At 60.5% G+C, this 20,527-nt stretch carries 15 protein-coding genes; 11 read left to right on the top strand and 4 right to left on the bottom strand.

Translation table 11 applies throughout. The annotated features are described in order from the left end of the window. Positions 1–90: 90 nt before the first annotated feature. Entirely contained in the window at positions 91–1,002 is a 912-nt protein-coding gene (locus tag ACI5GA_RS16595) for a LysR substrate-binding domain-containing protein (protein WP_421423464.1), read from the bottom strand. A gap of 352 nt (positions 1,003–1,354) precedes the next feature. Here ACI5GA_RS16595 and ACI5GA_RS16590 point away from each other — a divergent pair, with 352 nt between their 5' ends. The 6 genes from ACI5GA_RS16590 (at position 1,355) to ACI5GA_RS16565 (ending at position 9,177) form a co-directional block, all read left to right on the top strand. After that, entirely contained in the window at positions 1,355–2,779 is a 1,425-nt protein-coding gene (locus ACI5GA_RS16590) for an aspartate ammonia-lyase (RefSeq protein WP_404635560.1), read from the top strand. A gap of 344 nt (positions 2,780–3,123) precedes the next feature. Continuing rightward, the gene (locus ACI5GA_RS16585; RefSeq protein WP_404635562.1) at positions 3,124–4,578 is read left to right on the top strand and encodes an alanine/glycine:cation symporter family protein; all 1,455 of its coding nucleotides are present in this window, start codon (positions 3,124–3,126) and stop codon (positions 4,576–4,578) included. A gap of 29 nt (positions 4,579–4,607) precedes the next feature. After that, entirely contained in the window at positions 4,608–5,612 is a 1,005-nt protein-coding gene (locus ACI5GA_RS16580; RefSeq protein WP_421423461.1) for an asparaginase, read from the top strand. Positions 5,613–5,840: 228 nt separating this feature from the next. Beyond that, positions 5,841–6,833 (top strand): AraC family transcriptional regulator, encoded by a 993-nt coding sequence (locus ACI5GA_RS16575; protein WP_421423459.1) that lies wholly within the window; start codon positions 5,841–5,843, stop codon positions 6,831–6,833. 179 nt (positions 6,834–7,012) lie between these two features. After that, entirely contained in the window at positions 7,013–8,041 is a 1,029-nt protein-coding gene (locus tag ACI5GA_RS16570) for a histone deacetylase family protein (RefSeq protein WP_404635568.1), read from the top strand. Between the two features lie 35 nt (positions 8,042–8,076). Beyond that, positions 8,077–9,177: a polyamine ABC transporter substrate-binding protein gene (locus tag ACI5GA_RS16565; protein ID WP_421423457.1), complete on the top strand. Its 1,101-nt coding sequence runs from the start codon at positions 8,077–8,079 to the stop codon at positions 9,175–9,177. A 141-nt stretch (positions 9,178–9,318) separates the two neighbouring features. Here the strand turns inward: ACI5GA_RS16565 and ACI5GA_RS16560 are convergent, their stop codons facing one another. Then, entirely contained in the window at positions 9,319–10,200 is an 882-nt protein-coding gene (locus ACI5GA_RS16560) for a bestrophin family protein (protein WP_404635572.1), read from the bottom strand. A gap of 205 nt (positions 10,201–10,405) precedes the next feature. Here ACI5GA_RS16560 and tkt point away from each other — a divergent pair, with 205 nt between their 5' ends. Beyond that, positions 10,406–12,475 carry a transketolase gene (gene tkt / locus ACI5GA_RS16555; RefSeq protein ID WP_421423454.1) on the top strand — a complete coding sequence of 690 codons (2,070 nt, stop codon included), beginning with the start codon at positions 10,406–10,408 and terminating at the stop codon, positions 12,473–12,475. A gap of 148 nt (positions 12,476–12,623) precedes the next feature. Here the strand turns inward: tkt and ACI5GA_RS16550 are convergent, their stop codons facing one another. Both ACI5GA_RS16550 and ACI5GA_RS16545 read right to left on the bottom strand, forming a co-directional pair. Beyond that, positions 12,624–13,835 (bottom strand): YeeE/YedE family protein, encoded by a 1,212-nt coding sequence (locus ACI5GA_RS16550; protein WP_404635576.1) that lies wholly within the window; start codon positions 13,833–13,835, stop codon positions 12,624–12,626. 204 nt (positions 13,836–14,039) lie between these two features. Next, positions 14,040–15,575, bottom strand: coding sequence for a PLP-dependent aminotransferase family protein (locus ACI5GA_RS16545; RefSeq protein WP_421423452.1), 1,536 nt, complete (start codon positions 15,573–15,575; stop codon positions 14,040–14,042). A gap of 88 nt (positions 15,576–15,663) precedes the next feature. On the opposite strand from ACI5GA_RS16545, the gene ACI5GA_RS16540 reads away from it, so the two are divergent. From ACI5GA_RS16540 to ACI5GA_RS16525, 4 genes are read left to right on the top strand one after another with little or no spacing between them, the layout of a single operon-like run. Further along, complete coding sequence (locus tag ACI5GA_RS16540) at positions 15,664–16,302, top strand: FMN-binding negative transcriptional regulator (RefSeq protein WP_421423450.1); 639 nt, start codon at positions 15,664–15,666, stop codon at positions 16,300–16,302. Then, the gene (locus tag ACI5GA_RS16535) at positions 16,295–16,741 is read left to right on the top strand and encodes a GNAT family N-acetyltransferase (protein WP_404635582.1); all 447 of its coding nucleotides are present in this window, start codon (positions 16,295–16,297) and stop codon (positions 16,739–16,741) included. Before ACI5GA_RS16540 ends, ACI5GA_RS16535 begins: the two co-directional genes overlap by 8 nt. Before the next feature lie 17 nt (positions 16,742–16,758). Further along, positions 16,759–17,430: a GNAT family N-acetyltransferase gene (locus tag ACI5GA_RS16530; protein ID WP_421423447.1), complete on the top strand. Its 672-nt coding sequence runs from the start codon at positions 16,759–16,761 to the stop codon at positions 17,428–17,430. 58 nt (positions 17,431–17,488) lie between these two features. Then, entirely contained in the window at positions 17,489–20,476 is a 2,988-nt protein-coding gene (locus ACI5GA_RS16525) for an autotransporter outer membrane beta-barrel domain-containing protein (protein ID WP_421423445.1), read from the top strand. Positions 20,477–20,527: the final 51 nt, after the last annotated feature.

Below are 20,527 nucleotides of genomic sequence, written 5' to 3'. Positions count from 1 at the left end.
CCGCAAAGAGTCGCATTTGACAGAGCGGTAATGACCTCCTGTCAGCCAATGAAACCGGCCTCGCAAGCCTTGTACTTACTGACTTTCAGGTCAAGCGGCCGGCTGCGCGGCACCCCCTTCCAGCTTGCGCCACAACAGCCGCACATTGGCCTTGCGCACCAGCGCACAACGGTACAACCGGATTTCCAGCGGCACATGCCATTGAGGGCCGCCACACACCACCAGCTCGCCCCGTTCCAACTCGGCAGCGATGGAAAGGCGTGGCACCCAAGCGATGCCAAGGCCTTGCAGCGCCATGCCCTTGAGGCTGTCGGCCATGGCGGTTTCGTACACGGTGGTGAAGCGCAGGGCTCGCTGGCGCAGCAGCAAGTTCACTGAACGCCCCAGAAAAGCCCCCGCGCTGTAGGCCAGCAACGGCACACTCTGATCGCCCTCCAGATCGAACAACGGCTTGCCGTCGGCATCCACTGAGCAAACGGGGAGCATTTCGGTCATGCCCAAATGCAGCGAAGGGAAGATTTCAGCGTCCATCTGCAACGCCGCGTCCGGGTCGTAGAACGCGAGCATGAGGTCACAACCACCTTCGCGCAGGGCATGCACGGCGTCGCCAACGTTGGTCGCGACCAATCGCGTGGCGATGTTCAGGCCCTCGTTGCGCAATTGGGCGATCCAGCGCGGGAAGAAGCTCAACGCCAGGGAGTGCGCGGCAGCAATCTGCATCACCTCACCCTGCCCGCTTTCCAGATGATGCAAGTGACGCAACACTTCGCCGAGCTGATCGACGACCGTGCGCGCGGTCACCAGAAACAACTGCCCTGCTGCCGTCAGCTCGATGGGCGTGCGTGAGCGATTGACCAGCGTCAGCCCGAGCGCAGCTTCAAGGCTGCGAATACGTCGGCTGAATGCGGGCTGCGTGACGAATCGACGCTCCGCCGCCTGGGAGAAACTGCGGGTGGCCGCCAGCGCACTGAAGTCTTCCAGCCATTTGCTTTCCAGGTTCATTTTGTTCTCCAGAGCTTGGACGAATCGGGCTCTACGCCTTGTTGCGATTGAAATCGCTATCCCCTGTGGGAGCGAATTCATTCGCGATGCAATGGTGCGGGCGACACATTTGCATCGGATGTGCCGGCCAATCGTCGGATCGCCGCGGAATAAATTCGCTCCCACAGGTTTGCGCCCATTGGCGATGATCGGCCGAGCACATTCATACGCTCGTCACAATCCGAACGTCACATCTTCATTATGCCGTTCGTGCATAGGCTAGCGCTTAACAGCATTGGTTCGCAATCGCCCACAAGCCTAGTATTCAAGGCGTTCCGGCTTAGCCCGTGTCTCTCCTGAGAGTTTCTCTATCATGTCCTCCGCTGCATCATTTCGCATCGAAAAAGACCTGCTTGGCACCCTCGAAGTACCCGCTGATGCCTATTTCGGCATCCAGACCCTGCGCGCGGTGAATAACTTTCACCTCTCCGGCGTTCCACTTTCGCACTACCCGAAACTGGTTGTCGGCCTGGCCATGGTCAAACAGGCGGCTGCCGATGCGAACCATCAGTTGGGCCATCTGAGCGACGAGAAACACGCAGCGATCAGCGAAGCCTGCGCCCGCCTCATTCGCGGCGACTTCCACGAACAGTTCGTGGTTGACATGATTCAAGGTGGCGCCGGTACGTCCACCAACATGAACGCCAACGAAGTCATCGCCAACATCGCTCTTGAAGCGATGGGCCATGCCAAAGGCGAATACAAATACCTGCACCCGAACAACGACGTAAACATGGCGCAGTCGACCAACGACGCCTACCCGACAGCCATTCGCCTGGGTCTGCTGCTGGGTCACGATGCCTTGCTGGCCAGCCTCAGCAGCCTGATTCAAGCGTTCGCTGCCAAAGGCCAGGAATTCGCCCACGTCCTGAAAATGGGCCGTACCCAATTGCAAGACGCGGTGCCGATGACCCTTGGCCAGGAATTCCGCGCCTTCGCCACCACGCTGACCGAAGACCTCAACCGCCTGCGCAGCCTGGCGCCTGAGCTGCTGACAGAAGTGAACCTGGGCGGCACCGCCATCGGCACCGGCATCAACGCAGACCCCGGCTATCAATCCCTGGCGGTCGAGCGTCTGGCGATCATCAGCGGCCAGCCACTGGTTCCAGCCGCCGACCTGATCGAAGCCACCTCCGACATGGGCGCCTTCGTGCTGTTCTCGGGCATGCTCAAGCGTACCGCCGTCAAACTGTCGAAGATCTGCAACGACCTGCGCCTGCTGTCCAGCGGCCCGCGCACCGGCATCAACGAAATCAACCTGCCAGCGCGCCAGCCAGGCAGCTCGATCATGCCGGGCAAGGTCAACCCGGTGATTCCGGAGGCCGTGAACATGTGCGCCTTCGAGATCATGGGCAACGACCTGGCCCTGACCGTGGCGGCCGAAGGCGGTCAATTGCAGTTGAACGTGATGGAGCCGCTGATCGCCTACAAGATCTTCGACTCGATCCGTCTGCTGCAGCGCGCCATGGACATGCTGCGCGAACACTGCATCGTCGGCATCACCGCCAACGAACAACGCTGCCGTGAACTGGTCGAGCACTCGATCGGCCTGGTCACTGCGCTGAACCCGTACATCGGTTACGAGAACGCCACCCGCATCGCCCGCGTCGCACTGGAAACAGGCCGTGGCGTGCTGGAACTGGTGCGCGAAGAGGGCTTGCTCGACGAAGCGATGCTCGCCGACATCCTGCGCCCCGAGAACATGATTGCTCCACGCCTGGTTCCGCTGAAAGCCTGATGCCAGGCCTGCGCGGGACACGCAACACGATCACCAGGCTGAGGGCCTAGACACCCCTCACCCTTTTGAGGGCCGGAAGGAGACGCTTCCAGGCCCTTTTTTTTATCCGCATTTTTGCGAATCGAATTTTGAAAACGAAACGCTCCCTGTAGCAGTCCGGCTTGCCGGCGGCAGCGATTTCGATGACGTCAACGCCGGCACGCAGGACTGCTACAGATCGAACGCCCAGGACGGACAAGCACCCACACAGAGAGCGATACGGGCTCAAAAGCAGAAACGGTTTACAGACTCCAATAACGCGCACCGGTATAGTGCGCCCCCTCTAAAAAAGCGAGGCAACAACAATGCTTGAAGTCATCAACGACTTCCTTTCGGGAAAACTGCTGATCGTGCTCATCGTCGGGCTCGGTGGATACTTCACGATTCGCTCGCGTTTCGTTCAATTACGTCATTTCTTGCACATGTTCGCGGTCTTTCGCGAAAGCCTGCGCAGCAGCTCTGGCCAATTGAGTTCGTTTCAGGCCCTGATGCTGAGTCTGGCCGGCCGCGTCGGTGCCGGTAACATCGCCGGTGTCGGCATCGCCGTGACCCTGGGCGGACCGGGCGCGGTGTTCTGGATGTGGGTCACTGCTCTGGTCGGCATGGCCAGCAGCTTCTTCGAATGCGCCCTCGGCCAGTTGTACAAACGCTGCGACTCCGATGGTCAGTATCGCGGTGGCCCTTCTTTCTATATTCAGCACGGTCTGGGCAAGCGCTGGCTCGGTATGGTCATGGCCGTTCTGCTGCTGGTGACCTTCGGCTTCGCGTTCAACGGTCTGCAATCCCACGCTGTGACCCACTCCCTGAACAACGCATTCGGTGTTTCGCCGGGCTATTCGGGCATTGCGCTGGCTGTGTTGCTGGGGCTGGTATTCATTGGCGGCATCAAGCGGATCGCGGCAGTCGCCGACCTGCTGGTTCCGGTGAAGACATTGGTCTACATCGGCGTCACCCTTTACGTGATCGGCGTGCAGTTCGAACACGTTCCGCACATGCTGATGACCATCGTCAAAAGCGCATTCGGTCTGGACGAAGTCTTCGGCGGCCTGCTGGGCAGCGCTATCGTCATGGGCGTGAAGCGTGGCGTGTTTGCCAACGAAGCCGGTCTGGGCAGCGCGCCAAACGTGGCAGCCGTGGCTGAAGTGAAGCACCCAGTCGCGCAAGGCGTGGTTCAGGCGTTCAGCGTGTTCCTCGACACCTTCGTCATCTGCACCTGCACCGCGTTGCTGATCCTGCTGTCCGGCTTCTATACCCCGGGCTTCGAAGGCGACGGCATTGCACTGACGCAAAACTCGCTGGCAGCGGTCGTGGGTGACTGGGGTCGCGTGTTCATCAGCGTTGCACTGGCGCTATTCGTGTTCACCTCGATTCTCTACAACTACTACCTGGGAGAAAACAGCCTGCGCTTCCTGGTCGGCGAGAGCCGCAAGGCGCTGATCAGCTACCGTGCGCTGGTGCTGGCACTGATCCTGTGGGGCGCCGTGGAAGACCTAGGCACCGTATTCGCCTTTGCCGACATCACGATGACACTGCTGGCATTCGTGAACCTGATTGCCTTGGCGATGCTGTTCAAGATCGGTTTGCGTATCCTGAACGACTACGATGCACAGCGTAAGGCGGGCATCGAAACGCCAGTGTTCGACTCCAGCCAGTTCCCCGATCTGGATCTGGACCTCAAAGCCTGGCCAAAACCGGGTCAGGAACAACCGGCGGCCAACGCTGAAGCGGTCACTGGCAGCCCCGCCGTCGACGCACGTTAATCATCCGAAGTCAGTCCAGGGAGACATCCATGAATCGCGAAAACGCCGCACCGGCTCAGCACGTGATGGTGCTCTATACCGGTGGCACCATCGGCATGCAGGCCAGTGAAAACGGTCTGGCGCCCGCCTCCGGTTTCGAAGCGCGGATGGCCGAACAACTTGCCGCACTGCCCGAGCTGGTAGTGCCGCAATGGCAATTTTGCGAGATGTCTCCGCTGATCGACAGCGCCAACATGACGCCCGCCTACTGGCATCGTCTGCGCGAGGCGGTGATCGATGCGGTGGACGTGAAGGGCTGCGATGCCGTGCTGATCCTGCACGGCACCGACACCCTCGCCTACAGCGCTGCGGCCATGAGCTTTCAGTTGCTGGAGCTGGATGCGCCAGTGGTGTTCACCGGTTCCATGCTGCCTGCTGGCGTGCCGGACAGCGATGCCTGGGAAAACGTCAACGGCGCCCTGCAAGCGCTGGGCAATGGCCTGCCGTCGGGGGTGCATTTGTACTTCCACGGCGAGCTGATGCAGCCAACCCGCTGCGCGAAGATTCGCAGCTTCGGCCGCAATCCGTTTGCCGCTCTCAACCGTTCGCGGGGCGGGGAGGCCGTCGGCACGCTGCCTACGGCGCTGGGTTATCGCCAACCGAAGACGCTGGCCAATGTCGCCGTGCTGCCACTGTTTCCCGGTATCGGCGCCGCTCAACTGGACGGCCTGCTCGGCAGCGGCATTCAGGGCCTGATCCTTGAATGCTTCGGCAGCGGCACCGGCCCCAGCGATAACCCGGCCTTCCTAGACAGCCTGCAACGCGCTCACCAACAAGGCATCTGCGTAATCGCGATCACCCAATGCCATGAAGGTGGTGTGGAGCTGGACGTCTACGAAGCAGGCAGCCGCTTGCGCGGCGTGGGTGTGCTGTCCGGTGGCGGCATGACCCGCGAAGCGGCGTTCGGCAAACTGCATGCGTTGCTGGGTGCGGGCCTGACAGCGGATGACGTGCGGCGGTTGGTGGAGCTGGATGTGTGTGGGGAACTGCAGTAAGCCGCCAGACTGACATCCTGTTGCGCGACTCAACACGCCTTCGCCAGCAAGCCGGCTCCCACAGGGATTTGTTTCAGCCTGGATGATGAGTCAGGCACAAAACCTGTGGGAGCCGGCTTGCTCGCGAAAGCGGCCGATCAACGAGCACCTAACAACGCTGACTTACGCGGTTTTATCCGGCACATCTCTTGCTCCCCCATTCCGACCCAAAAAACGGAATGCGCCTTCATGCTTCACTCTCACCTGACCACTCTCAACGCCGTCTCTTTGGTGCTGGAAACCTTTTCCGCCGAAGGATGGGGCAGCGAGGCGTTGCTGGCCGGGAGCGGGATCACGGAAGCGGACCTGAGCCGACCGGACATTCGCATCACCACCTTTCAGGAAATGCAGGTCTGCGCCAACGCCGTAGCGCTGCGTCGGGAGATCGGCTTGCCGCTCGGGCGGCGCATGCATGTGTCGTCTTACGGGATTCTCGGTTACGCCCTGCTCACCAGTGCCACTTTCGGTGACGCCCTGCGCCTGGCGCTGGAGTATCCGGCACTGCTGGGCACGCTGTTCGAATTACAGTTGATCGAGGACGGCGAACTCATCTGGTTCAGCGCCAGTGATTACCGGGACGACGAGGGCCTGCGCGTGTTCAATGCCGAATTGTGCATGGCCTCGCTGAAAGTGATTTGCGACGACTTGCTGGGCAAACCCTTGCCGCTATCGGCTGCGCGCTTCACCCATGCGGCACCGAATTACCAGGCCAGCTATCGGGAAAGCTTCCATTGCGAGCTGTATTTCAATGCCGAAGACAACGCCTTTGCCTTCGACAGACGCTGGCTCGATCAGACGCTGACCCTCGCCGATCCCGTCACCCATCGCGACATGCGAGAGCGCTGCCGACGCCAGAACATCGAATTCACCGGACGCCAGGCGTGGCTGGGACGCATCCGTCAGCTGCTTGCCGACCAACTGGACCAGACGCCCAGCCTGCGAACGCTTGCGCAAAAAATGAACTGCTCTGAGCGCACGTTGCGCCGCCATTTGCAGGCCACGGGCAGCAGTTATCAGCAATTGCTCGACGAGCTACGCTTCGAACGGGCCAAGCAATTGCTGCAAGACGATCAGATGCCGATTCATCACATCGCCGAAGTGCTGGGGTTCAGTGAAACGGCGAGCTTTCGTCATGCATTCATTCGCTGGAGCGGCGTGGCGCCGAGCCAGTTTCGGGCCTGACGCCCGACCCCCATTCCTGTAGCAGCACGCCTCCAAACGGGGCAGCGCGCCCTATTCAGGGGCGATTTTCGGACAGCTTTTATGGCCGAATACATCCCCTTTTGGCCGTTTCCGTCGTTCTCCAAAAAGCCGTCCGCCACAAGAATGTCGGACACCTTAGCCCACAGGAGAACAAGAAAATGCTGACGATCTATTCAGACGATCATCATCTGCATCATGGCCGCTGCGAGCTGATCGACGGCAAATTGATGCCCTGCTTCGAAATGCCGTCGCGCGCCGACCATGTGCTGCAACGCGTGAAAGACCGCGAAATCGGTGCCGTGGAAGGCCCGCAGGATTTCGGCATCGAGCCGATCAAGCGCATTCACACCGAGGCATTTCTGGAATTTTTCAAAGGCGCATGGGATCGCTGGGCCGCCACCAACCCGGAAGGCGACCTGCTGCCCTACACCTGGCCTGCGCGCACACTGCGCTCGGTCATGCCCACCAGCCTGCACGGCCAACTGGGCTATTACACCTTTGACGCAGGGGCACCGATCACCGCGGGCACCTGGCAAGCGGCATACAGTGCAGCGCAGGTTGCGTTGACCGCTCAGGCTGAAATTCAGAAAGGCGCACGCAGTGCCTTCGCCCTGTGCCGCCCGCCAGGGCACCACGCCGCCAGTGACGTCATGGGTGGCTATTGCTACCTGAACAACGCCGCGATTGCTGCGCAGGCATTCCTCGACCAGGGCCACAAAAAGGTCGCGATCCTCGACGTGGACTATCACCACGGCAATGGCACGCAGTCGATTTTCTACGAACGCAGCGACGTGTTGTTCACCTCGATTCATGGCCATCCGGAAGCCGAGTTCCCGTTCTTCCTAGGCTACGAGGACGAGCTCGGCGAAGGTGCGGGTGAAGGCTTCAACTTCAACTATCCGTTGGCTGCTGGCAGTGACTGGGCGATCTGGAGCGCCGCGCTGGAGAAAGCTTGCGACGAGATCGACCGCTTCGGCGCTGACGTTGTGGTGGTGTCGCTGGGTGTGGACACCTTCAAGGACGACCCGATCTCACAATTCAAGCTCGACAGCCCGGATTACCTGCGCATGGGCGAACGCATCGCGCGCCTGGGCAAACCGACGCTGTTCGTGATGGAAGGCGGGTATGCCGTCGAAGAAATCGGCATCAATGCCGTGAACGTGCTGGAAGGTTTTGAACGCGTCTGACCCCTCCCATCTGCGAGACAAGAAGAGAGATAACGATGAACAGACTCAAGCGCCTTATCGTCCCCGCCCTCTGCGCGGCCATGCTCGGCGGCGCGGTGCACGCCGACGAGCCGAAAACCCTGCGCGTGTACAACTGGTTCGATTACATCACGCCGCAGACGCTGGAAAACTTCAAAAAGGACACCAAAGTCCCGCTGATCTACGACATTTTCGACACCAACGAAGCCCTCGAAGCCAAGTTGCTGACGGGCAACTCGGGCTACGACGTGGTGGTGCCGTCCAACGTGTTTCTGGCCAAGCAGATCCAGGCCGGGGTGTTCCAGCCGCTGGACAAGAGCAAGCTGACCAACTATTCGCACCTCGATCCGAGCCTGATGAAGCTGCTGGAGGCGAACGATCCGGGCAACAAGTTCGCCGTGCCTTACATGTACGGGACCATTTTGATCGGTTTCAACCCGGACAAAGTCAAAGCCGCGCTGGGCGACAACGCGCCGGTGGACAGTTGGGACCTGATCTTCAAGGAAGAGAACATCAGCAAGCTGAAGGCCTGCGGCGTGACGCTGCTGGATTCACCTTCAGAGATTCTGCCGCTGGCCCTGCAGCATCTGGGGCTTGATCCGAACAGCAAGAATCCCAAGGACTACGACAAGGCCGAAGCCTTGCTGATGAAGATCCGTCCATACATCACCTATTTCCATTCGTCCAAGTACATGGCCGACATCGCCAACGGCGACATCTGCGTGGCCGTGGGCTACTCGGGCAGCTTCTCGCAAGCGGCCAACCGGGCCAAGGAAGCGAAGAACGGTGTAACCGTGGACATGCGCCTGCCGAAAGAAGGCGCGCCCATCTGGTTCGACATGCTGGCGATCCCGAAAGGCGCCAAGGATGTGGAAGATGCCCACACCTTCATCAACTACCTCCTGCAACCGAAAGTGATCGCGCCAATCAGCGACTTTGTCGGCTATCCAAACCCGAACAAGGACGCGACCGACATGGTCGACCCGTCGATCCGCAACAACCCGAACCTGTACCCGACTGCTGAAGCCATGAAAACGCTGTACACCCTGACGCCGTTGCCGCGTGATGCCGAGCGGGCACGGACGCGGGTGTGGACCAAAATCAAATCGGGTACTTGATGACCGGAACCGGATGACAACTTTGTGGGAGCCGGCTTGCTGGCGAATACGGCGGGTCAGTCAGTACATCCATAGCTGACAGACCGCATTCGCCAGCAAGCCGGCTCCCACAGGCTGTGTTCCCCATATTTCATCGAATCACTAGCGCTGCTTCTCGGTGGCATCCCGCAACATGGAGTTCAGGTTGCCCGAAATATTCGCGCACAACGCCTTCATCTGAATCTCGTGCTCCGACGCCTTGAACGGGCTTTGCAGGTCGGTGCCGATTTTCTCGATGGCCAACAGCATGAAGCCCACAACAGTCGAGGCCAACGGCGTGAACCAGCCTAGCGTCTCGACCAGGCCAATGGGCACGATGATGCAAAACAGCGTGATGAACAACCGCGGAAAGGTGACGTAGGGGTAAGGCAGCGGTGTGTTGGCGATCCGCTCCATGCCGCCCTGGCAGTTGGAGATTTCCACCAGCGTCGCTTCCAGCCTCTCAAGACGAATGCTGTCCAGCCGCCCGGCCTTGTACTCGTCCGCAAGGATCGCCGCAGAGACGTTCAAAATGTCGTTGGGAAAGTTGTTGGTGCGTTTGCGCCGGTCGTATTCCTCACGCGAGATCATCGCAGTGACGTCTTCATCGCAATCGCTGCCCTTCAAATGCGCCGACAGACACTCCACGTAGGCCACATGCCGACGCAACAGTACGGCCTTGACCGGGTTCAGGTCGTCTTCGTCGTCGATCAACGTCAGCACTTGCCGCGCATAGCTGCGGGAATTGTTCACCAGTGCACCCCACAACGTGCGGGCTTCCCACCACCGGTTGTACGCGCTTGAGTTACGAAAGCTGGTCAACACCACCAATGCCGAACCCAGCAAGGTCAGCGGCATCGACGGCAAGGTGATTTTGGGCTCCAGATAGAGCATGAAATCCACCGTCACAATCACGTCCCAGATCAGCAGCCAGAACAGCGACCAGCCGATGTAGGTAAACGTTTTGATCATGGCGCGGTACTTCCTGATGATCATGTCCTGCAATGCCCACCCCCTCGGCTTTACAACACCCGGTAACACACTCGGGTTCCAAGGGGTTCGAATACGAAGGGGGTCATTGGTTCGGCGCTGGAAAATCCTGAAACATTCTTCGTGGTCGCCCGCCTCGGATATTTCATGGAACGAACCCGCCTCGCACGTGCTCAACCCTGTCTGAACGTTTCAGCTATTCGTCTTTGAGGAGAACGTCATGGGCTCGCCTGCTACGCCGAACGCCAATGAAACCGACCAACTGACCATCAACACGATTCGCACGCTGGCCATGGATGCGGTGCAGAAAGCCAACTCCGGCCATCCCGGCACGCCCATGGCGCTCGCGCCGGTGGGCTATACGCTGTGGAAAAGCTTCCTGCGTTACCATCCGGAGCATCCAGACTGGCCCAATCGCGACCGTTTCGTGCTGTCGGTCGGTCACGCGTCGATGCTGCTGTATTCGCTGCTTCACTTGGCGGGCGTGGTCGAGATCGACGAGCACGGCAAGCCGTCCGGCAAACCAGCGGTAAGCCTCGATGACATCAAACACTTCCGCCAACTGAACTCCAAGACGCCGGGCCATCCGGAGTACCGCATGACCACAGGCGTTGAAACCACCACCGGTCCGCTGGGTCAGGGCTGCGCCAATAGCGTCGGGATGGCGATGGCCGAGCGCTGGCTGGGTGAACACTTCAACAAGCCCGGCGCGACGCTGTTCGACTACAACGTCTACGTGCTCTGCGGGGACGGCGACATGATGGAAGGCGTGACCGCCGAAGCGGCGTCGCTGGCGGGCCATTTGAAGCTGTCGAACCTGTGCTGGCTCTACGACAACAACACCATCAGCATCGAGGGCCACACGGAATTAGCCTACAGCGACGATGTGCAAAAGCGCTTCGAGGGATATGGCTGGAAAACCCTGCACGTGAAGGACGCTAACGATACGGCTGCGCTGGCTGAGGCGATCCGCACGTTTCACAAGACTGACGATGCGCCGACGCTGATCGTGGTCGACAGTGTGATCGGCTATGGCTCGCCAAACAAACACAACACCGCCTCCGCTCACGGCGAACCACTGGGTGATGAGGAAATCCGACTGACCAAAAAGGCCTATGGCTGGGACGAGAACAGCCAGTTTCTGGTGCCTGAAGAAGCACGCCATCACCTGCGCGATGCCATGCTCGAACGCAGCGCCAAGGATTTCGAGGAGTGGCAGGAAACCTTTGCCCGCTTTGAAAAAGAGCAACCTGCGTCGGCCGATGAACTGCAACGCATGCGTGCCGGGGAGATGCCCGAGGGTTGGCGCAATACCGCGATCAGTTTCGAAGCAGACGCCAAGGGTCAAGCCACGAGGGCGGCAGGCGGCAAGGTGCTGAACGGCTTTGCCCAGCAGGTCCCATGGTTACTCGGAGGGTCGGCGGACCTTTCGCCGTCGACCAAAACCAATCTGACGTTCGCAGGCGCAGGCAGCTTTGAAGCAGGCAGCTATGGCGGTCGCAACCTGCATTTCGGCGTGCGAGAACATGCCATGGGCGCGATTGCCAATGGCTTGGCGCTGTCGTATCTGCGCCCTTATACCTCGACCTTTCTGGTGTTCAGCGATTACATGAAGCCGCCGATCCGCCTGGCCGCGATCATGGAGCTGCCGGTGGTGTTCGTCTTCACCCACGATTCCATTGGCGTTGGCGAGGACGGACCGACCCACCAGCCCATCGAACATCTGACTCAGCTACGTGCCACCCCCGGCCTTCTGACCTTGCGTCCGGGTGACGCCAACGAAACCGAAGAAGCCTGGAAGGTGGCATTGGCGCAGACCCACAAACCTACGTGCATCGTGCTATCGCGCCAGCCGATGCCGACACTGGACCGCGCGAAATATGCCAGCGCTGAAGGTGTCGCCAGAGGCGCGTATGTGTTAGCCGACGCAGTGGAGGGCAAGGTCGAGGTGATTTTGATCGCCACGGGCAGCGAAGTGGGGATGACCGTTGAGGCGTTTGAGCAGCTCAAAGCCGCAGGTATTGCGGCGCGTGTGGTGTCGATGCCGAGCTGGGAGCTGTTCGAACATCAAGGCAAGGCCTATCGCGACAGCGTATTGCCGCCAGACGTGAAAGCGCGGGTGGTTGTGGAACAGGCAGGCCCGCTGGGGTGGGACCGTTACGTAGGTCAGACGGGCGGGAAGATATTGATGAACACCTTCGGCGCCTCCGCGCCGATCGACAAGTTGCAGGCGAAGTTCGGGTTTACGGCGGAGAACATCGTCAAGGTCGCGAAAGCGCAGCTCGCCTGAGGCTGACCTCGGTATAACGATCAACTCTGTGGGAGCGAATTCATTCGCGATGGCGTCGGCACATGTCACATCGTCTGTGGCTGACACACCGCTTCGCGAATGAATTCGCTCCCACAGGGGGGATTTCCACCATGACGTCAGGGTGTGATCAGCAGCCGCTTAACACCACCGGACGACGCTCGCCTTCAAAGAAGAACGGGCGCAAGCGCACACCCACCGCATTACCGGCGAACGCCGCGATCAACCATAACCAGCCATGCAGGCTGCCCGACGCGATGCCACTGAAATACGCGCCAATGTTGCAGCCGTACGCCAAGCGCGAGCCGTAACCCAGCAACAGCCCCCCCAGCACCGCTGCAATCAGCGAACGAGTCGGAATTTTCAGGCTTGGCGAGAAACGTCCTGCCAGCCCCGCCGCCACTGCCGCACCCAGCATGATGCCGATGTCCATGACGGTGGTGATGTCTTCCCACACCGGCGCGGCCAGCGCCTTGGCGTTGGCAGGCATCTGCCAGAACACCCAACTGCCGACATCCACGCCCATCGCGGTCAACGCCTTCGCGCCCCACAGCGCGAACGCCGAAGTAATGCCCCACGGGCGCCCGGCCAGTGCCAGCGTCGCGTAGTTGAGCAGCGCCAGCGCGATGGCGCCCCAGACCAGCGGCCATGGACCGCGCAGGAAACGACGCAAACCCACGTGCTCACTGGTCACCGCAGCTTCCAGCTCGCCGTGGCGGCGTTTTTCCAGCTTCACGGTCACGAACGCAATCACCGCGAACAGCGCCAGGCTCATGATCAGCGCAGGCATCACGCCAAAGGTTTTGACGATGGACGTCGCCGGGAACGATGGGAGCGAGAACCACCAGTCCGCATGATGCGTAGCGACCACCGAGCCGATGATGAAGAACAGCAAGGTCACCAGCATCCGCGCATTACCGCCGCCAACCGTGAACAGGGTGCCCGACGCACATCCGCCGCCCATCTGCATGCCGATGCCGAAAATGAACGCGCCAAACACCACCGACACTCCCGCCGGTGCGACAAGACCGGTGACAGGCGTACCAAACAAGGTGCCTGCGCCCAATGCAGGGAAGAACAGCACCACGGCAATCGTCAGCATGACCATCTGCGCCCGCAAACCGGCGCCACGGCGTTCATTGATGAACACACGCCAGGCCGAGGTGAAACCGAACGCGGCGTGATACAGCGTCAGGCCCAGCGCAGCACCGACGATCAGCAACAGGACTTGCTTGCCGCCAACGGCGGATTGAAGGAATAAGGCACCGACCACCAACAGAATGAAGGCGACCAGCGGCGTGCCGAACTTTCGCTCAGGCGACGCGGAAAGAGGGAGGCTCATGGATGTGTCTCAGGATGTGTTTGCGATGGGGAGTATACATCCGACGGCTTATGTCGGAATTTTTGGCAGAGATCCTGACTCTGGCGCCAATCCCTGTGGGGGCCGGCTTGCTGGCGAAGACGATGAGCCAGTCAAAGATGAATTGGCTGGCATACCGTATTCGCCAGCAAGCCGGCTCCCACAAGGTCTGTCACCACTCTCAACTCACCAAACACCCCGCAACCGCGCCAACGCCGACGCGATATCCGCCTCGGGCACCGCCGCAAATCCCAGCACCAGCCCCGCCCGGTTATCCACAGGCGTGTCCGAATCCGGTAGCCAGTAATCGCTTAAAGGAGAAAGCTCGACCCCCACGCTCTCAGCCTTGGCAATCAGCTCCCGCTCACGAGCAAGGCTTTCGACCGTCACTGACACATGAAGCCCCGCCAACGGCTTGGGCATCGGGCTGCAACCGGAGATGTGCTCGGGCCAGCCCGCCAACAACGCATCACGCCGATTCAACGCCGCCCGCCGCATACGCCGGATATGCCGCTGAAAATGCCCCGCCGCGATGAACTCGGCCATCACCACCTGAGTGCCGATCTCCGAATGGCGCATGTCCACCGCCCGGCGCTGGCTGAACGGTTTGACCAGATTGCGCGGCAACACCAGATACCCCAGTCGCAGCGCAGGAAACGCCACCTTGGCAAACGTGCCCACGTAGATCACTCGACCGTTTCGGTCCAATGCAGCCAGGGGCGACAGCGGCGCGCCGCTGTAGCGATACTCGCCGTCGTAATCGTCTTCGACGATCCAGCCCTGCGTGCGCTCGGCCCAGGCCAGCAGTTCTAACCGCCGCGCCAGGCTCATGGTCACGCCCAATGGGTACTGATGGGACGGCGTGACGTAGGCCAGCCTACAGTCCGCCGAATCCGGGCAGCGCATCCCTTCGTGGTCCACTGGCAGGCCACGCAACCTGGCGCCTGCCACTGCGAACGCGTGACCGGCTGCACGATAGCCCGGATTTTCTATCGCCACGCCATCGCCATCGTTCAATAACAACTGTGCACAAAGCGTGATCGCCTGCTGCGCACCGGAGGTGATCACAATTTGTTCAGGGGTGCACTGCAAGTCACGAGATGTTCTTAAATAAATCGCGATCAGCTCACGCAACCGCCACTCCCCTGCCGGGTCGCCGTAGCCGAGATGATGCAAGCCCGGTTTTCGCCAGAAACCCGCGTGCAGCTTGCCCCACACGTCGAACGGGAACAGGTCGAACGCCGGAATTCCCACCCGAAAGGCTCTCGGCAGACCGGTTTTATGAGTGCTCAAATGATGCCGTTCCAGCAACGCCAGCGGAGCGCTGTGGATAACTTCACTGGATAAATCACCAGCCTCATTTTGAGAAAATGTGGATAAGCCTGTGGGTAAGCTTGGTGATAACCCTGTGGACACTTTTGTGGATAGTTTACGGCCGGCAGCTTTTTTGTCGGGCAGTTGAGCCACATAGGTGCCGTCCCCCACGCGCCCCTCTGTGAAACCTTCGGCGTAGAGCTGATCGTAGGCCCGCATCACGCTGTTGCGCGAAATGGATAACGCCGCTGCCAGATCGCGACTGGCGGGCAATCGAGTGCCGCCGCTCAAACGTCCGTCGAGAATCCGCTGGCGCAATGCCTGGTAGAGCTGACGGCTCAAACCTTGACGCCGGTCCAACTCGATACCGGCGAAATCGAAGATCAGCGAAGGTGTGCTGATTGGCATGAATTGGCCCTATGAAATAGACCATTAATGGTTCTTACAACAGACCAATAGGCTGCCTAGGATTGCGTCAGACGCCAAGGAAAATCTCATGTACACACCCAGCTACTTCAAAGATGAGGATCTCGTCAGCCTGCATCGACAAATCGAAGGCACGCGTCTGGCCACGTTGGTCACCGCCGATGACGCAGGCCTGCAAGCGATTCACGTGCCGCTGCTGCTGGCCCCGACACAAGGGCCGAATGGCACGCTGTACGGGCACCTCGCCAAAGCCAACCCACAGTGGAAGGCGCTGGCATCCGGCGAAGCACTGGTGATTTTTCAGGGTGCCGACGCTTACATCAGCCCCTCGTTCTACGCCGCCAAGGCAGAGCACGGCAAAGTGGTGCCGACCTGGAATTATCTGGCGGTCCACGCCTACGGCCATGCCGAAGTCTTCACCGATCCAGCGCGCCTGCTTGAGATCGTCAGCGGCCTGACCGACAAACACGAAGCGGGCCGTGACTCGCCGTGGGCCGTGAGCGACGCCCCCGCCGATTACATCGAAAAAATGCTCCACGGCATCGTGGGTTTCGCCATACCTATCGAGCGACTGGAAGGCAAGCGCAAGCTCAATCAGAACCGCAGCGCCGAAGACATCATGGGCGTGAGCAAAGGCCTGGCCAGCAGCCCACACCCACACGATCAGGAAATCGCTCGCTTGATGAGCCAAGGAGAAAACCGTGTCTGACGTACAGATCCGCCCCGTTACCGCCGATGACCACGCCGCATGGCTACCACTGTGGAAGGCCTACCTGACGTTCTACAAGACCGAATTGCCGGATGCCGTCACACTCAGCACCTGGAAGCGGTTCCTCGACAGCAACGAGCCGACCAACGCCGCCCTTGCCTGGCAGAACGGCAAAGCGGTGGGCATGGTGCATTTCATCTATCACCGCTCGAACTGGAGCATCAATTGGTCCTGCTATCTTCAGGACTTGCTGGTGACGCCCGAGCAACGCGGCACAGGCGTAGGTCGCACCTTGATCGAATACGTCTACGCCACCGCGAAGAACGACGGCGCTGACAAGGTCCACTGGCTGACCCACGAAACCAACGCAACAGCCATCCAGCTATACGAACGCATCGCCGAACGCCCTGGCTTCATTCAATTTCGCAAACCGCTTTGAGCGCTGGAAACCTGATCATGTCGAACCTTGAACACTGGCAAGCGGCAAGACTGCCTGACACCCGTACATTGAATGGGCGCTTCGTTCGCCTGGAAAAACTCGACGCAGCACGCCACGCCGACGGGCTGTGGACGGCGCTGGAAGGCCCCGGCGCCGATCCAAAGCTGTGGGATTACCTGGCGGTCGGGCCGTTTACCGAACGCGCAGCCTTTGATGATTACCTGGTGGGCCTGCAAGGCTCGACCGATCCGTGGTTCTACACCGTGATCGATCAGCAGAGCGGCGCCATCGACGGCTTCCTCAGCCTGATGTCGATTGTCCCGAGCGCGGGACGCATCGAGATCGGCCACGTGACGTTCGGCGCTTCCATGCAACGAACACCAAAAAGCACGGAGGCGGTCTACCTGCTGGCAAAAGAGTCATTCGCGCTGGGCAATCGCCGTCTGGAATGGAAATGCAACGCCGACAACGCCCGCTCCATCGCCGCCGCCGAGCGTTTCGGCTTCACCTTTGAAGGCACGTTCCGCCAACACATGATCGTCAAAGGCAAGAACCGCAACACCGCGTGGTTCTCGATTCTGGACAGCGAATGGCCGCAGATCGAAAAGGCCTTCGTGGCCTGGCTGGCTGTGGATAACTTCATGGACGGGAAACAAATCGACACACTGAGTCATTTCCGGTCGTTATAAACCTGTCATATCAAACGGCTATATAGGACGGCCTTTTCATAAAAACAGGCCGTCCGTCATGTTCCGCGCCAAGAACCGTCTCGCCCTGCACGTTGCTCTTATCGTCTCCAGCGGCTTCGCAGGCGAAGCCCTCGCCGTAGCGGCGCCTCAGGACCTTCTGATCACGACGCCCGATCAGGCAGGCGTCAAATTGAGCGGGACCGACAAGCTGACCGTGAGCAGCACCGGCGGGATCAAAGCGAGCGGCAAGGCGGTCAGCTTCAATGACATTACCAGCGGTTCCGGTGTGGTTGTGGATAACAGCGGCACCATCAAATCCACGGGCGGGCGTGCGTTCGACAGTAGCGGCGACGAAACTCAAGCGCGCAACTACAGCATCACCAACCGCTCGACGGGGGTGATCACCAGCACCGACGACGCCATCCGCATCGACACCCACTTCCCCAGCGGCAGCGTTCTGATCGACAACAGCGGCACCATCCGCTCAACGGCAGGCGGTCAGGGGATCGACCTGGATTCCGTGCGGGGTGCGGGCGTGACGACCACCATCATCAACCGCGAGGGCGCACTGATTCGCGGCGACTTGAGCGACGGCATGAAGACCGGCTCGAACGCCACCATCACCAACTACGGCGAGATTTCCTCGGGCGACTCGACCAACGCCGATCAGAAATTCGACGGCATCGACGTCGACTCGGCGACCGGCGTGACCATCAACAACTACGGCCTGATTTCAGGCGGCCGCCACGGTATCACCACCGACCTGGGCGCCACGCTGACCAACTACAGCACGGGCGTCATCATCGGCCGCAACGGCTCGGGCTTCGGTTCCGATGGCAATGGCACCGTGATCAACTACGGCACCATCACCGGCAGCAACAACGGCCTACAGCCCAACGGCGACGGTGACGGCGTGGACATCGACCTGGTCGCCCACATCGAGAACTACGGCATCATCAAGGGCCTGGGCGCCAGCGGCGTGGACAAGAACGGTTTTGCCAACGGCAGCGAAGGCATCGCCGCAGGCGGTGGCTACATCTACAACGCCAGCAACGCGCTAATCAGCAGCGTCGACAACGCCATTCTGGTCGACAACGGCAGCGACGGTCCCGGTGTGGCTGCCACGACGTTGATCAACCACGGCACCATCGAGGGTCTGGGTGGCTTCGGCGTGAAATTTGTCGGCGAGTTCGCCGACAATGTCTACAACAATGGCTTGATCAGTGGCAGCAACGGCCTGGCCATGGACATGGGCGGCGGTGACGACACCCTGACATTGGGGCACAACAGCCGGTTCGTCGGCGTAGTCGACGGCGGCACCGGCACTGACACGGTCATCATGGACGACGCGCTGGGTGGCAGCTTCGGCGCCAGCCAGAATTTCGAAACGCTGCAAGTGCGCCAGGGCACCTGGACCCTGACCGGCAGTGGCGATTTCAGCGACGGCGGCAGCGTGTCCAGCGGTGCGACGCTGATCAACCAGGGCGGCATCGCGGGTGCCATGACAGTCGATCAGGGCGGCATATATGCAGGCGGCGGCACGGTGGGTGGCCTGAACGTCAACGGCACATTGGTCGCGAACAAAACCCTCGGTGCTGCGCAGGTCAACGGCAATCTCAACATGAGCAGCGGCTCGACAGTGGCCTTTGGCACCGATGCAAACGGCGGCAGCGCGACGATCAAAGTCAGCGGGAACGCCAACCTCAACGGCGCCTCGCTGGTGGTCAATGCCAGTTCCGGCACTTACCCGTGGCAAAGCCAGTACACCGTGCTTCAGGCAGGCAGCATTAGTGGCACCTTTGGCAGCGTCACCAGCGACTACGCCTTTCTGACCCCGACACTCAGCTATCAACCCACCAGCGTTGGTCTGACGTATACCCGTAACGACGTGGCCTTCAACGATTACGCCACCACTGGCAACGGCGGTCAGGCCGCGAACAGCCTGGCGACACTGGGCAAGAACAACGCGCTGTACAACGCCTTGCTCAATACCAGCACGTCATCCGCAGGCTCTGCCATCGAACAACTGGCTGGCAGCAGCAACGCCAACCTGACCAGCGCGACGCTGAGCGGAACCTCCCAAGTCAGTGCCACCATGATGTCGGCGATGCAAGGGATGAGCAGCAGCTCCAGCCTGTTGGTCGGCATGGACGACAAAGACACCCCGGCCCTCGCCACTACTGGCGTGCCGACAGCCGCACGCAACCTGAACGACCCGAACGCACGCGGTCGTGTCTGGCTGCAAGGCATCGGCAGCTACGGCAAGCTCGATGGCGAACATGGCAGCGCAGGGCTGGAACAACGCACCAAAGGGACGGTGCTGGGTGTCGATTGGTCGCTGACCCCAGCTTGGCGCATGGGTGTGTTGGGCGGTTACTCGCGCACCGATCTGGACAGCACCGGTGTGGACGGCAAAGTCAACAGTTGGCACCTCGGCGCCTACGCGCAGCGTCAGGATGGCCCGGTCGCGTTGCGCCTGGGCGCGGCTTACAGCCGTCATGACGGTGAGAGCAAACGCTCGGTGGCGTTCGATGGCTTCAGCGATCGTCCGAAAGGCGACTACGACGCCGACAGCCAGCAGGCATTCGCTGAGCTGGGCTATCAAATGGGCAGCGGTCGTCTGAACGTCGAACCATTCGCCAACCTCGGCTACCAGCGCTACCACCGGGACAGCTACACCGAAAAAGGTGGCGCAGCGGCGTTGAGCGTCGACTCGCAAAGCCAGGACAATTTCAGCAGCACCTTCGGCGTACGTCTGGCACAACTGACCCAACTGGAAAACGGCATGAGCCTTACACCACGGGGCAGCCTGGGCTGGCGCCACACCTACGGCGACGTCGACAGCAAAACCCGTCAGGCCTTCGTGCTGGGCGGCAGCGCATTCAGCGTTGAAGGTACTGCGCTGGATCGCGATGCCATGGTCATTGAAGCCGGTCTGGACTTGGGCATCTCCGCTCGCCACACCCTCAGCGTCGGTTACAACGGCGAATTGGGCAGCAACAGCCGTAATCATGCGTTGATGGGGCAGTGGCAGATGAGTTTCTAATCCGCAGAACGCTGGGCAATCTGTAGGAGCGCGCTCCTACGGACTCAACGA

The organism is Pseudomonas sp. Pseu.R1 (assembly GCF_045764065.1).
Taxonomy (GTDB): domain Bacteria; phylum Pseudomonadota; class Gammaproteobacteria; order Pseudomonadales; family Pseudomonadaceae; genus Aquipseudomonas.
The sequence above is the reverse complement of the archived record's forward strand: the minus strand, read 5'-3'. Positions and strand labels throughout refer to the sequence as shown.